The organism is Rhodococcus sp. NBC_00294, assembly GCF_036163995.1.
GTDB lineage: Bacteria > Actinomycetota > Actinomycetes > Mycobacteriales > Mycobacteriaceae > Rhodococcoides.
The window spans coordinates 2,864,677-2,879,324 of record NZ_CP108043.1; the positions used below are offsets into that span (position 1 = coordinate 2,864,677).

Here is a 14,648-nt window from a genome sequence, read left to right on the forward strand (position 1 = left end):
CGTAGGCTCCTGGTCGTGGAGAGATGGCGAGGTCTCGACGATGTCCCGGCCGACTGGGGCAGATGTGTTCTGACGATCGGCGTGTTCGACGGCGTACACCGCGGCCACGCCCAATTGATCGACCGCGCCGTGACATCGGCGGCGGCACGCGGAGTGCCGAGTGTGCTCATGACCTTCGATCCGCATCCGATGGAAGTGGTGCGTCCGGGCAGTCACCCGGCCCAGCTGACCACCCTCACCCGGCGTGCCGAACTGGCCGAGGAACTGGGCATCGACGTCTTCTGCGTCATGCCTTTCACGCCGGAGTTCATGAAGCTCACCCCCGATCGCTACATCCACGACATCCTCGTCGAGCGGCTGCACGCCGCCGAGGTCGTGGTGGGGGAGAACTTCACGTTCGGCAAGAAGGCCGCCGGCAACGTCGATCTGCTCCGGTCCGCCGGCACGCGGTTCGGGTTCGCGGTCGACGGTGTCACTCTGCTGGCCGAGGAGTCGGTCACGTTCTCCTCCACCTACATTCGCGCCTGCGTCGACGCCGGTGACGTCGCGGCCGCCGCCGACGCGCTCGGTCGACCCCACCGAGTCGAGGGCGTGGTGGTGCACGGTGACGGCCGTGGCCGCACCATCGGCTACCCCACGGCCAACGTCAAGCCGCCCATGCACGCCGCCATCCCGGCGGACGGGGTGTACGCGTCGTGGTTCACGGTGCTCGGACCCGGACCGATCATGGGTACCGTGACTCCCGGAAAGCGTTGTCGCGCAGCGGTGTCGGTGGGGACCAATCCCACGTTCTCGGGACGCACCCGCACGGTGGAGGCGTTCGTCCTGGACGGCGACGCCGATCTCTACGGGCAGCACGTCGCGGTGGACTTCGTCGAGCGTCTGCGCGGCATGGAGGCCTTCGCCTCGGTGGACGAGCTGATCGCGCAGATGGATCTCGACGTCGACCGTGCCCGCGACATCCTCGCCGCCCTGGACGCCTGAATGAAGAGGTGTCGTTCGGGCCTCGGCCACTGAGGTAGGATGGACGACTGTTGTTCGCTGCGGTCCGCGGCGGCTGCAACACCGCGCCCTCGGGTGCGGCACCATCCACGCGCGGACGGCACTGCATCAGGAGTTTCACTGTGGCTTTGACCACCGAACAGAAGAAGCAGATCCTCGGCGAGTACGGCGTCCACGAGACGGACACCGGATCGCCGGAAGCCCAGGTGGCGATGCTCACCAAGCGCATCCAGGATCTCACCGAGCATCTCAAGGTGCACAAGCACGATCACCACTCGCGTCGCGGCCTGCTGCTGCTCGTGGGTCGTCGTCGTCGTCTGCTCAAGTACGTGCAGAAGGTCGATGTCGCGCGGTACCGCTCGCTCATCGAGCGTCTGGGACTGCGTCGATAATTTCCGTCATGGTTCACGCGATCGCGCCGGCGAGGCAGCCCACGGCTGTTCCTCGTCGGCCGTTCGTCGTGGACCGGTAGTGTCACAGCAGTACTCCCTCTCCGGGAGTGCACAGCACCACAGGTAGGCCGCCGACTCGGCGGTGAGCACCATCAGCCGTTCGTCCCCGACACACGTCGCGGTGTCGGTCTTCGGTAGTGGTCTCTCGGTTTACGGACGCGCGGAGCGCGACCCGGCCCGGGGGACTTCGATCGTGGGCCGCCTCCGCTCGCACGTCGACTCGGGGACGCCGCACCGGACCACCGGGTTCGAGTGCGCGCCCGGGTGGGCACGGCGAAGACGAGAGGACGAGAAGACTTCCATGTCAGAGACCACCACGAACACCGCAGCGGCCACCGAGGTCGACGAGGGCGTGTTCGAGACCACCGCCGTCATCGACAACGGGTCGTACGGCACCCGCACCATCCGCTTCGAGACCGGCCGGCTGGCCAAGCAGGCCGCCGGCGCCGTCGTCGCATACCTGGACGACGAGACCATGCTGCTCTCGGCCACCAGCGCCTCGAAGCACCCCAAGGACCACTTCGACTTCTTCCCGCTGACGGTGGACGTCGAGGAGCGGATGTACGCCGCCGGCCGCATCCCCGGATCGTTCTTCCGTCGTGAGGGACGCCCCAGCACCGACGCCATCCTGACCTGTCGCCTGATCGACCGGCCGCTGCGTCCGACGTTCGTCGACGGACTGCGCAACGAGATCCAGGTCGTCATCACCGTGATGAGCCTCGATCCGAAGGACCTGTACGACGTCGTGGCCATCAACGCCGCGTCGGCGTCCACCCAGCTCGCGGGCCTGCCGTTCTCCGGCCCCATCGGCGGCGTCCGTGTCGCCCTGATCGACAAGCAGTGGGTCGCGTTCCCCACCAACGAGCAGCTCGAGAAGGCCGTGTTCAACATGGTCGTCGCCGGCCGCGTCGTCTCGGGCACCGGTGCGGACGCCGACGTCGCGATCATGATGGTCGAGGCCGAGGCGACCGAGAAGGTCATCGCCCTCGTCGAGGACGGCGCGCAGGCGCCCACCGAGGCCATCGTGGCCGAGGGCCTCGAAGCAGCGAAGCCGTTCATCGCATCGCTGTGCGAGGCGCAGAAGCAGCTCGCCACGGCGGCCGCCAAGCCCACCGGCGACTTCCCGCTCTTCCCCGCGTACCAGTCCGACGTGTTCGAGGCTGTCGAGGGTGCGGCTCAGATCCCGCTCAACGAGGCACTCACCATCGCTGGCAAGACCGAGCGCGAGAGCAAGCTCGACGAGGTCAAGAATCAGATCCTCACCAGCGTGGGCGACCGGTTCGAGGGCCGCGAGAAGGAGATCGGCGCAGCGTTCCGCTCGCTGACCAAGAAGCTCGTGCGTCAGCGCATCCTGCGGGACCAGTTCCGCATCGACGGCCGCGGCATCACGGACATCCGTGAGCTCTCCGCCGAGGTCGCCGTCATCCCGCGCGCCCACGGCAGCGCGTTGTTCGAGCGTGGCGAGACCCAGATCCTGGGCGTCACCACCCTCGACATGGTCAAGATGGCCCAGCAGATCGACTCGCTCGGACCCGAGACCAGCAAGCGCTACATGCACCACTACAACTTCCCGCCGTACTCCACCGGCGAGACCGGACGCGTCGGATCGCCGAAGCGTCGCGAGATCGGCCACGGAGCCCTCGCAGAGCGCGCGCTGCTCCCCGTGCTCCCCAGCCAGGAGGAGTTCCCCTACGCCATCCGTCAGGTCTCGGAGGCGCTCAGCTCCAACGGCTCCACGTCGATGGGCTCGGTCTGTGCGTCGACGCTGGGCATGCTCAACGCCGGTGTGCCGCTGAAGGCACCGGTCGCCGGCATCGCCATGGGTCTGGTCTCCGACCAGGTCGACGGTGAGACCCGCTACGTCGCCCTCACCGACATTCTCGGTGCGGAGGACGCGTTCGGCGACATGGACTTCAAGGTCGCCGGCACCCGCGAGTTCGTCACCGCCCTGCAGTTGGACACGAAGCTCGACGGCATCCCGTCGCAGGTTCTGGCCGGTGCGCTGTCGCAGGCCAAGGACGCGCGCGTCACGATCCTCGACGTCATGGCCGAGGCCATCGACGCTCCGGACGAGATGAGCCCGTACGCACCGCGCGTCACCGCGATCAAGGTCCCCGTGGACAAGATCGGCGAGGTCATCGGGCCCAAGGGCAAGATGATCAACTCGATCACCGAGCAGACCGGCGCCAACATCTCGATCGAGGATGACGGCACCGTCTACGTCGGTGCTGCGGACGGCCCGTCCGCACAGGCCGCGATCGACATGATCAACGCCATCGCGAACCCGCAGCTGCCCAAGGTCGGCGAGCGGTTCCTCGGAACCGTCGTCAAGACCACGGCATTCGGCGCGTTCGTCTCGCTGCTCCCCGGTCGTGACGGCCTGGTGCACATCTCCAAGCTGGGCAGCGGCAAGCGCATCAACAAGGTCGACGACGTCGTCAGCGTCGGATCGAAGCTCCGCGTGGAGATCGCCGACATCGACAACCGCGGCAAGATCAGCCTCGTCCCGGTCGAGGACGACGCGGCAGCCGCCGCGCCGGCCGACGATCAGGTCGCCACCTCCGACGAGGTCAGCGCTGAGTAAGAAGTACACGAACGCGGCGGCGCGGTCTGCGGAGCTCTCGGGCTCCCGGCCGCGCCGCCGTGTGCGTACACCCGAACCGTCCGGCGTCCGCCGCACGGTGTTGCCGGGCGGCGTCCGAGTCGTCACGGAGTTCGTTCCCGGCGTGCGGTCCGCCTCGGTCGGCGTCTGGGTCGCCGTCGGTTCGCGCGACGAGGGCCGCACCGTCGCCGGTGCCGCGCACTTCCTCGAGCACCTGCTGTTCAAGGCCACCCCCACCCGTACGGCTCTGGACATCGCGCAGGTGATGGACGGAGTCGGCGGCGAGCTCAACGCGTTCACGTCCAAGGAGCACACGTGCTTCTACGCGCACGTGCTCGACGAGGACCTGCACCTCGGACTCGACCTGGTGGCGGACGTGGTGCTCCGCGGTCGCTGCCGCGCCGAGGACGTCGATGTCGAACGCCAGGTGGTGCTCGAGGAGATCTCGATGCGCGACGACGACCCCGAGGACCTGCTCGGTGACGCCTTCCTCACCGCGCTGTTCGGTGACCACCCCATCGGTCGTCCCGTCATCGGATCGGTGGAGTCCATCGAGTCCATGACGCGGAATCAGCTGCACTCGTTCCACACTCGGCGCTACACCCCGCCGCGCATGGTGGTGGCGGTCGCCGGCAACGTCGACCACGACGACGTGGTGGCGGGGGTCCGTCGCAGTTTCGCCGACCGGATCGCCGGTGCCGCCGAACCGGCACCGCGGCGTGGGGGAGCGGGCCGCATCACCGCGCGCCCGGCCCTGAGCCTGACGACGCGGGACAGTGAACAGGCGCACCTGTGCCTGGGCGTGCGGGCGTTCGGACGCCACGAGGGTCATCGGTGGGCGTTGTCGGTTCTGAACACCGCCATCGGTGGAGGGCTCAGTTCGCGTCTGTTCCAAGAGATCCGGGAGGAGCGCGGTCTCGCGTACTCGGTGTACTCGTCGGTGGACACGTTCTCCGACACGGGTGCGTTCTCGGTGTACGCCGGATGCCAGCCCGAGAATCTCGGCGAGGTCACCTCGGTGATCCGCGACGTGCTCGCGTCGGTGGCCACCGACGGCATCACGGACGCGGAGTGCGCTCGCGCGAAGGGGAGCATGCGCGGGGGACTGGTTCTCGGACTGGAGGATTCCGGATCGAGAATGAACCGGATCGGTCGCAGCGAGCTCAACTACGGCGACCACAGGTCGGTGGAGGAGACGCTCGCGCGCATCGATCAGGTGACCAACGACGAGGTCCGCGATGTCGCCCGGACCCTGCTGGCGCGGCCCATGGCGGCCGCCGTGGTCGGGCCGTTCTCGAAGGTGACGAAGCTCCCGGCCTCGGTACGCGGAGCCGTGGCCGGGAGCTGAGGCGTCTCAGGCCAGGTGAACGGTGGCCATCGCCTTGTGGCCGAGGATGCGCTTGCCCTTGTAGCGGGCGTCGATGGAGACCACCGCAGTCCGGGTCGCCTCGTCCTTCGACTTCACCGTGCCGTCGATGACGATCTCCGACTTGGACACCGGGTCGACCATGACGGGGCTGGTGAAGCGCACGGTGCAGTCCTTCAGGGCACCCGGGTCGCCGAGCCACTCGGACACGAAGCCGGTGCCGAGGCCCATGGTGAGCATGCCGTGGGCGACGACGGTGTCGAGCTCGAGCAGCGACGCGAAGTGGTCGCTCCAGTGCACGGGGTTGTTGTCGCCGACCACGCCCGCGTAGTTCACGAGATCGCCGCGCGAGAGCAGCACCGTCCTGGTGGGCAGTGCGTCGCCGACCGCCACGTCCTCGAAGCGCCGACGGGCATGGCCGGTGTGCGGGACGACGACGGGCGGGGCGTAGACCGTCTCGAGGTCGTCACCGCCGGGATTGACGTCGGCCACCTCGTCGGACGTGGACAGGGTGAACATGCCGTTCATGACCATGCCGCGCGCGACGTCCGCGATGCTGTCGTCGCCGTCGTCGGCGCGCCCGATGAGCAGTGTGGTGTACGTGATCTGCGCCAGCTCGTTGCGCTGGTTGGTGATGACGGTCTTGGTCACCATCATGTCGCGGCCGACGACCGTGCGGAAGGAGTCGAGCGAGACGTCGCACGTGAGCCGGTCGCCCGCCAGGATCGGCGCGAAGTACTCGGCATGCTGGTCTGTCTGCAGCATCCGGCTGAGGTCGTATCCGGTGGCGATGCGCTCGAGCAGCTTCTGCTGGGCGATGATGCCGACCAGCGAGAAGAACGTGGGCGGCGCCATCAGCGCCGGATAGCCGACCTCGAGTGCGCCCTCCTCGGTCCAGTGGACCGGATGGAAGTCGCGGACGGCTTTCGCGTACTCCCGCACCTTCTCGCGGCCGACCTCGTAGTAGTCGTCGGCGCGGTAGTGGTAGCCCACCATGTCCAGCGCATGCTGCGCCGGGTCGAACGTGGTGTCGCTCGCGACGGCGTCGGTGGCCAGGATCTCGGCAGTCATGACGGCAACCTAACCCCGGCGACGAGCGCTGTGCAGTGCCAACGGAGTTCTCCGGGCTGATCACAGAAAAGCGACTTCGAGATTGTTATACGCACCCAATGCTGATCGGCATGCGGAGAATCAGGCCCCGAGGCTCTTCCTCATCCTGGTGAACGATCGGGCGTTGTTCATCGCCAGGACGGCGACGACGTCGTCCGCTCGCTCGTACACGGCGACGAACGAGCCGGCCTCCGGGTCGCCCTCGACCACGCGCACCGAATCGGTCGACTGGCGACGGCCGGCGAACTGGATGCGAGAGCCGTACTGGTCCGACCAGAAATACGGAGCACCGGACGGCGCGGGCTGCGCCCCCACGATCGACCGCGCCACTCGCCGAGCCTGGGTGACCGCGTGCGACCAGTGTTCGCTGCGATGGTGGTCCTGCAGCACCTCGTCGAACGCGCGAGCGCAGTCCCCGATCGCGTAGACGCCCGGAACGGTGGTGCGGCACTGCGCGTCGGTGACGAAACCGCCGTCGATGGCGAGGCCGGACGCTGCCGCCCACTCCGTGTTGGGGATCGATCCGATTCCGATCACCACGACGTCGGCGGGCAGTACCGTCCCGTCCCCGAGCAGGACGGAGGTGACGGCCCCGTCGCGGCCCTCGAGAGAGTCGACGGCGGCGCCGAGCAGGAGGGTCACGCCGTTCGCACGATGCAGATCGACGCAGACCTCCGCCATCGTCAGGCCGAGCGGGCCGGACAGGGGAGCGGTGGACGCCTCGACGATGGTGACGGAGATGCCGAGGCCGGCGGCCGTGGAGGCCACCTCGGCTCCGATGAATCCCGCGCCGATCACCACCATGGTGGTCGCCGTGGCCAGCGACGAGCGCAGTGCGGCGGCGTCGTCCAACGTGCGCAGCGTGTGAACGCCGCGGAGGTCGTCGGCGCCCAGCAGGGTCCGTGCGCGCGCGCCGGTCGCGATGACGACGACGTCGGCACTCACCTCCCGCCCGTCCGCGAGCTCCACGCTCCGACCGGTCATGCCGACAGCCGGTGTCCCGAGCACCCAGTCGACGTCGAGCGCATCGGGTTCGGGAACGAGCCACGGGTCGGGAGCCGATCCCTGCAGGAAGGCCTTGGAGAGGGGCGGGCGATCGTACGGCAGGTGGGGCTCGTCGCCGACGACGGTGACGCGACCCGTGAACCCGTCCTCGCGGAGAGCGGTCGCGACGGTCGAGCCCGCGAGCGACGCCCCGACGACCAGGACGGAGTTCACCGTCTCGACGTCGGGCCTGTCGGGGGTCGTCACGAGCCGGGGAGGTCGAGCACGACCGCGCCGTCGACGACGTGCACCGCATATGTCCGAACGGGAGTCTTCGCCGGTGTGCCCGAGGGGGCGCCGGTCCGCAGATCGAAGCACGACTCGTGGAGCGGGCACTCGACCGCGCAGTTCTCCACCCATCCGTCGGCGAGCGAGGCGTCCTGGTGTGTGCACGTGTCGTCGATCGCGAAGAGGCCCTCCTCGGTGTGGAAGACGGAGATCGCGGTGTGACCCGGCGGGGTGACGGTGGCGACCTCGCCGACGGGGAGGGCCGATGCGGAGCAGACGGCGACGCGATGAACGGTGTCCGGCATGATGCCTCCCGCAAGTGTGACGGTGTTGCGTCGATCGCAACTGTGATCGATCTGCGCAACAGGATGCACCAGGACGATCCACCACGTCAATCGCTGCACCGGTGTGTCGAACCACAGCGTGCCGGGTTGACAGCCCGGCCCGGGGCGTCGAGTCTGTGTTGCGTAAACCACCCATCGTTGCGCTGATCGCAACAGGTCCCAGGGGGACGCTCGTGACACCTCGTATCGTCGTCATCGGCGCCGGCATCGTCGGGACCTCCCTGGCGGAAGAACTGACCGCCCGTGGGTGGACTGACGTCACCGTGCTCGACCAGGGGCCGCTGTTCTCCACCGGCGGATCCACCTCGCACGCCCCCGGGCTGGTGTTCCAGACGAATCCCTCGCGCTCCATGGCCCACTTCGCGGCCTACACGGCCGACAAGTTCCGCGCACTCACGCACGACGACGGGCCGTGCTTCGACACGCTCGGCGGCCTCGAGATCGCGACGACCGAAGCTCGGTGGACGGATCTGCAACGCAAGGCCGGGTGGGCGCGCTCGTGGGGCATCGAGGGACGGCTCGTCGACGCCGCGGCCGCAGCGGCTCTGCACCCGCTCGTGGACCCGGACGTCGTGCTCGGCGCGTTCCACACTCCGAGCGACGGTCTCGCCCGGGCGGTGCGGGCCGCCGAGATGCAGGCGCGTGCGGCGCAGGCCCGCGGGGCGGTGTTCCGGGGGGACAGTCCGGTGACCGAGATCCTCCAGGCGAGTGGACGTGTGACGGGAGTGCGGACCCCGCACGGCGACGTGCCGGCGGACATCGTCGTGTCGGCCGCGGGCTTCTGGGGTGCCGAGCTCGGGCGCACGGTGGGCCTCACGGTTCCCCTGGTCCCGATGGCGCACCAGTACGCCTACACTGGACAGATCGAGGTGCTGGTCGGCCGGAACACCGGTGCGACGGACGCGAGTCTGCCGATCCTTCGTCACCAGGACGGCGACCTCTACTACCGGGAGCACGGGGATCGTCTCGGTATCGGCTACTACGGCCACGACCCGATGCCCGCGGACATGGGCGCGCTGTCGTGGGACGCGGACGGTGACGCGTCGTCCGTGGCACCCCCACCGATGCCGTCGATGCTGCCGTTCACCGAGGACGATTTCGCGCCGGCCTGGCGTGAGTCCGCGAGAGTGCTTCCGGCGCTGCGGGAGTCGAAGGTCGAATCCGGATTCAACGGCATCTTCTCCTTCACTCCCGACGGTCACTCGATCGTCGGGGAGCACCGGGATCTGGCCGGCTTCTGGGTGGCGGAGGCGGTGTGGGTGACGCACTCCGCCGGTATCGCGCGCGCTCTCGCCCAGACCCTGATCGACGGCGCCTCGGAGATCGACCTCCACGAGTCCGATCTGTATCGCTTCGAATCGGTCGAGCGCAGTCCCGCCTTCATCGCCGCCACCAGCGCCCAGGCGTTCGTGGAGGTGTACGACATCGTGCACCCCCGCCAGCAGCGCACGGCGCTGCGAGGACTGCGGCGCAGCCCGTTCCACGCCGCGGAGGTCGCGCTGGACGCCCGCTTCGTCCAGGGCGGAGGCTGGGAGCGCCCCGCCTGGTACGAGAGCAACGCGGGCGAACTCGCGGCGCTCCTCGAGACCGGGTTCCACCTTCCGGCCCGCGACGAGTGGTCCGCGCGTCACTTCTCCGACATCGCCGTGGCCGAGGCCGCGGCGACGCGGAGCCGGGTCGCGATGTACGACATGACACCGCTCACCCGGTACGACGTGGAGGGACCCGGCGCAGCCCACTTCCTGCAGCACCTCACCACCAACGACGTGGACACCGCGATCGGCCGTGTCACCTACACGCTGATGCTCGACGAGAGAGGCGGGATCCGCAGCGACCTCACGGTCGCGCGACTCGGCGCCGATCACTATCGCGTCGGAGCGAACGGTCCACTCGACCTCGATGCGATGCTGCGCCGCGCCAGGGCGGGAACGCCCGACGGTCCGGTGACGGTGCGGGACGTCACCGGAGCGACGTGTTGTGTCGGAGTGTGGGGTCCCCGTGCCCGCGCGATGGTGGCACCGCTGGCCGACGCGGACCTGGGACACAAGGCCTTCGGCTACTTCCGCGCAGTGCGGACGTACCTCGGTGCGATTCCCGTGATCATGATGCGGGTGTCGTACGTCGGCGAACTCGGGTGGGAGATCTACACCGACGCCGAGTACGGCGGCGCCCTGTGGGACCTGTTGTGGGAGGCCGGGTCCGACCACGGGGTGATCGCTGCCGGTCGGCTCGCGTTCGACAGCCTGCGACTCGAGAAGGGGTACCGCGCGTGGGGGCACGACATGACCTCCGAGGACACCCCGGCCGACGCGGGCGTCGAGTTCGCCGTCAAGGACGCCACGGACTTCGTCGGTCGGTCGGCCCTGGCCGCTCGGCCCGCGACGCGACGGCTGCGGACCCTCGTGTTCGACGACCCGGACGCCGTGGTGCTCGGGAAGGAGCCGGTCTCGCTCGACGGCACGGTCGTCGGGTACGTCACGAGCGCGGGATGGTCGGCGACCCTCGGGCGGTGCGTCGCGTACGCCTGGCTTCCGCTGGACACTCCACTCGGCACCGCGGTGTCGGTGACCTACTTCGCCGCCGCACTGGGTGCGACGGTGTCCGACGACGCGGTCGTCGATCCCGCCGGACAGCTGATCAGGAGATGAGCCACGTGAGCTACGACGTCATCGTCATCGGACTCGGCGGCATGGGCAGCGCCGCCGCCTTCCATCTGGCCGACCGCGGACAGCGGGTGCTGGGGCTCGAGAAATTCACTCCCGCCCACGACAAGGGATCGAGCCACGGCGGATCGCGGATCATCCGGCAGTCCTACTTCGAGGACCCGGCCTACGTCCCGCTCCTCCTGCGGTCCTACGAACTGTGGGACGAACTGAGGAGCATGTCCGGCAAAGAGGTGCATCGGATCACCGGAGGACTGTTCCTCGGGCGCGAGAGCTCGGTGACGTTCTCGGGCTCGCTGCTGGCGTCACGGCAATGGTCGCTGCCGCACGAGATCCTGGATGCCGCGCAGGTGCGCGAGGCGTTCCCCACCTTCGATCCCGACCCCGACGAGGTGGCACTGTTCGAGGCCGCCGCGGGTTTCGCGAGGCCCGAACTCACCGTTCAGGCCCATCTGGATCTCGCCGAGAACCGCGGTGCGACATTGCAGTTCGGTGAGACGGTGCTCGGCTGGGAGGAGTCGGGGGACGGCGTCACCGTCACCACCGACAAGGGGACCCACACGGCGGGCCAGGTGGTGATCTGCCCCGGTGCCTGGGCGCCGCAGTTGCTCGAGCAGTTCGCGGTACCGATCGTCGTCGAGCGCCAGGTACTGCACTGGTTCGGCGCGAGCGCCGGTACCGCCGCGTACGAGAACAACCCGATCTTCATCCACGAGGCCGCGGACGGTATGCAGGACTACGGTTTCCCGGCGATCGACGGTCCCGACGGCGGCGTCAAGGTGGCCTTCTTCCGCAAGGGCATCGAGTGCACGCCGGACACCATCGACCGTACGGTGCACCCGCACGAGATCGAGGCGATGCAGACCCGGGTGCGGCAGACGGTGCCCGGCCTCGACGGGCCGAGCGTGCACTCCGCGACGTGCATGTACTCCAACACTCCGGACGAGCACTTCGTCATCGCGCGGCACCCCGACGCCACCAACGTCACCGTCGCGTGCGGGTTCTCCGGCCACGGTTTCAAGTTCGTGCCCGTCGTCGGTGAGATCCTGGCCGACCTTGCTACCACCGGGACGACCGCGCACCCCATCACCCTCTTCGATCCCCGCCGATTGGTGACCGTATGACAAGCGCCGCGCCCCGCACTCAGTCGTTGATCCCCACTCTCCCCGGATCCTGGTACACCAGCGCGGAGACGTTTCTGGCCGAGCAGGAGCACGTGTTCGAGACGATGTGGTTCTGCGCCGTCCGCAGTGCCGATCTCGCGGCACCCGGCGCCTTCCGCCGCGTCGACGTGGGCCGCGAGAGCGTGCTGGTGGTGCGCGGGCGTGACGGGGTCCTGCGCGCGTTCCTCAACGTGTGCCGCCACCGCGGCGCACAGATCTGCACGGAGGAGTCGGGCCAGGTCAAGCGTAATCTGCAGTGTCCGTACCACGCCTGGACGTACGGGCTGGACGGGAAGCTCGTGGCCGCTCCCAATCTGTCCGCGTTGTCGGACGGGTCCGGTGCCCCGCTCGACCGTACGGAGTGGGGTCTGATCCCCGTCGCGCTCCGGGAGTGGCTCGGCTACGCGTGGCTGTGCCTTGCGGACGAGCCGCCGTCCTTCGAGGACGAGGTGATCGGCGCGGTCACCGAGCGGCTCGGCGACCCGACGGCCATCGACCGGTACGACATGCCGTCTCTCGAACTCGGTCGCCGCGAGGTCTACGACGTGGCGGCCAACTGGAAGCTGATCGTCGAGAACTTCATGGAGTGTTATCACTGCGCCACGATCCACCCGGAGCTGACCGAGGTCCTCCCCGAGTTCGCGGACGGGCTCGCGGCCCAGTACTTCGTCGGCCACGGTGCGGAGTTCGGCGCGGAGATCGACGGATTCACCGTGGACGGGTCCGCGGGGTTCGGCGCCCTGCCGACGCTCTCGGAGGATCAGGACCGGCGGTACTACGCCATCACGATCAAGCCGACCGTCTTCGTCAACCTGGTTCCCGACCACGTGATCCTGCACCGCATGTACCCGGTGTCCGCGGACCGCACCGTCGTCGAGTGCGACTGGCTGTACACGCGGGACGTCGTCGAGTCCGGCCGCGACGTCAGCCGATCGGTCGAGTTGTTCCATCGCGTCAACGTGCAGGATTTCGACGCATGTGAGCGAACCCAACCGGCGATGAGCTCACGGGCATACCGTGACGGTGGCGTTCTGGTGCCGGCCGAGCATCACATCGGGCTCTTCCACGACTGGCTGGCGGAACGCCTGCGGGAGGACGGGCGCCTGCAGGGGTGACCGATCGGTGAAAGGGTGGGGCAGTGAATCAACAGACCGAGCACGACGTCGATCCGACACTGTTCGAGCGCGTTCTCCTCATCGGGGGTGAGTGGGTCCCTGCCACCTCGGGGGAGACCCGAGACTGCATCGACCCCGCGACCGGTCGCGTCCTGGTGTCGGTCGACGAGGCCTCGCCGGACGACGCCCGCGCCGCCGTCGCCGCGGCCCGTGCCACCTTCGATCGCGGCGACTGGCCCGCAACCCCGGTCGCGGAACGCTGTGCGGTGCTCGACCGCGTGGCGGATCTCCTGCAGCGCGACAAGGAGCGACTGTCGGTCATCGAGACCCTCGACACCGGGAAGACGTTGGCGGAGAGCCGCATCGACATCGACGACGTCACCTCGGTGTTCCGGTACTACGCTCAGCTCGCCGCCGTCTCGAGCGATCGTCTCGTCGACGTGGGTGATCCTGCGGTCATCTCGCGCGTGGTGCACGAGCCGATCGGTGTCTGCGTGATGATCGCGCCCTGGAACTACCCTCTGCTGCAGATCTCGTGGAAGATCGCGCCTGCGCTGGCTGCCGGCTGCACGATGGTGCTCAAGCCGAGCGAGGTCACCCCGCTGAGCACCATCGCGTTCACCCATCTGCTGGAGGAAGCGGGGGTGCCGGACGGTGTCGTCAATCTGGTGCAGGGCAGCGGCGCGACCATCGGGCCGGCGCTCACGGACAATCCGGACGTCGACTTCGTGTCGTTCACCGGTGGACTGGCGACCGGCAGTGCGATCCTCGCGAGTGCCGCGCCGCACGTGACCAAGGTGGCGGTGGAACTCGGGGGCAAGAATCCGCACATCGTGTTCGCGGACGCCGCCGACGAGGACACGTTCGACGCCTCCGTCGACCAGGTGCTCACCGGCGTCTTCCTGCACTCCGGCCAGGTGTGTTCGGCCGGAACACGTCTCATCGTCGAGGACTCGGTGGCGGATCGGTTCGTCGACGAGATCGTGCGCCGCGCCGAAGCCATCCGGATGGGACCGGGAACGGATCCGTCCAGCGAGACGGGGCCACTGGTCTCCACGACTCAGCGCGACAAGATGGAGGCGTTCGTCGAGACCGCCCTCGCGGAGGGTGCAGTTCTGCGCACGGGCGGCCGCGCACCGTCCGATCCGGCTCTGGCGGACGGAAGTTACTTCCTGCCCACGGTGTTCGACCACTGCTCTCGTGAGATGGACATCGTGCAGCTCGAGACGTTCGGGCCCATACTGACCGTCGAACGGTTCACCACCGAGGAAGAGGCACTGCGACTGGGCAACGACACGGACTACGGTCTCGCGGCCGGTGTGCGCACCACCGATCCCGAACGCGGCGAACGCATGGTGCGCGGGCTGCGACACGGAACCGTGTGGCTCAACGACTTCGGGTACTACACGGCCGCGGCCGAGTGGGGCGGTTTCAAGAAGTCGGGCAACGGGCGCGAACTCGGGCCCGCGGGACTCCACGAGTACCAGGAGACCAAGCACATCTGGAACAACACCGCAGCACCTCGGGCGGAGTGGTTCGGCACCACCAGCTAGTTTCTT

Annotated in this window: 11 protein-coding genes; 8 read left to right on the plus strand and 3 right to left on the minus strand. The window is 68.6% G+C overall.

The annotated features are described in order from the left end of the window. Window positions 1-15: 15 nt before the first annotated feature. The 4 genes from OHB23_RS13450 (at window position 16) to OHB23_RS13465 (ending at window position 5,404) form a co-directional block, all read left to right on the plus strand. Entirely contained in the window at window positions 16-984 is a 969-nt protein-coding gene (locus tag OHB23_RS13450; RefSeq protein WP_222630856.1) for a bifunctional riboflavin kinase/FAD synthetase, read from the plus strand. 140 nt (window positions 985-1,124) lie between these two features. Next, entirely contained in the window at window positions 1,125-1,394 is a 270-nt protein-coding gene (gene rpsO / locus OHB23_RS13455; RefSeq protein WP_027505086.1) for a 30S ribosomal protein S15, read from the plus strand. A gap of 361 nt (window positions 1,395-1,755) precedes the next feature. Beyond that, on the plus strand, window positions 1,756-4,038 hold the full coding sequence (locus OHB23_RS13460; RefSeq protein ID WP_328809701.1) for a polyribonucleotide nucleotidyltransferase: 2,283 nt from the start codon (window positions 1,756-1,758) through the stop codon (window positions 4,036-4,038). Window positions 4,039-4,099: 61 nt separating this feature from the next. Beyond that, complete coding sequence (locus OHB23_RS13465; RefSeq protein ID WP_051613192.1) at window positions 4,100-5,404, plus strand: M16 family metallopeptidase; 1,305 nt, start codon at window positions 4,100-4,102, stop codon at window positions 5,402-5,404. Between the two features lie 6 nt (window positions 5,405-5,410). Here the strand turns inward: OHB23_RS13465 and OHB23_RS13470 are convergent, their stop codons facing one another. The 3 genes from OHB23_RS13470 to OHB23_RS13480 form a co-directional block, all read right to left on the minus strand. Beyond that, entirely contained in the window at window positions 5,411-6,493 is a 1,083-nt protein-coding gene (locus tag OHB23_RS13470) for a fused (3R)-hydroxyacyl-ACP dehydratase subunits HadA/HadB (protein WP_056444959.1), read from the minus strand. Between the two features lie 120 nt (window positions 6,494-6,613). Continuing rightward, window positions 6,614-7,783, minus strand: coding sequence for an NAD(P)/FAD-dependent oxidoreductase (locus OHB23_RS13475; protein WP_328809702.1), 1,170 nt, complete (start codon window positions 7,781-7,783; stop codon window positions 6,614-6,616). After that, window positions 7,780-8,109 (minus strand): bifunctional 3-phenylpropionate/cinnamic acid dioxygenase ferredoxin subunit, encoded by a 330-nt coding sequence (locus OHB23_RS13480; protein WP_027505091.1) that lies wholly within the window; start codon window positions 8,107-8,109, stop codon window positions 7,780-7,782. Before OHB23_RS13480 ends, OHB23_RS13475 begins: the two co-directional genes overlap by 4 nt. A 212-nt stretch (window positions 8,110-8,321) precedes the next feature. Between OHB23_RS13480 and OHB23_RS13485 the strand changes: the two genes are divergently transcribed. The 4 genes from OHB23_RS13485 to OHB23_RS13500 are packed head-to-tail and all read left to right on the plus strand — an operon-like array spanning window position 8,322 to window position 14,642. Beyond that, a complete protein-coding gene (locus tag OHB23_RS13485; protein WP_328809703.1) occupies window positions 8,322-10,796 on the plus strand; it encodes a GcvT family protein in 2,475 nt (824 codons plus the stop codon). Further along, complete coding sequence (solA, locus tag OHB23_RS13490) at window positions 10,793-11,935, plus strand: N-methyl-L-tryptophan oxidase (protein ID WP_027505093.1); 1,143 nt, start codon at window positions 10,793-10,795, stop codon at window positions 11,933-11,935. Before OHB23_RS13485 ends, solA begins: the two co-directional genes overlap by 4 nt. Next, window positions 11,932-13,089, plus strand: coding sequence for an aromatic ring-hydroxylating oxygenase subunit alpha (locus OHB23_RS13495; protein WP_056444954.1), 1,158 nt, complete (start codon window positions 11,932-11,934; stop codon window positions 13,087-13,089). Before solA ends, OHB23_RS13495 begins: the two co-directional genes overlap by 4 nt. Before the next feature lie 23 nt (window positions 13,090-13,112). Continuing rightward, on the plus strand, window positions 13,113-14,642 hold the full coding sequence (locus OHB23_RS13500) for an aldehyde dehydrogenase family protein (protein WP_051613194.1): 1,530 nt from the start codon (window positions 13,113-13,115) through the stop codon (window positions 14,640-14,642). Window positions 14,643-14,648: the final 6 nt, after the last annotated feature.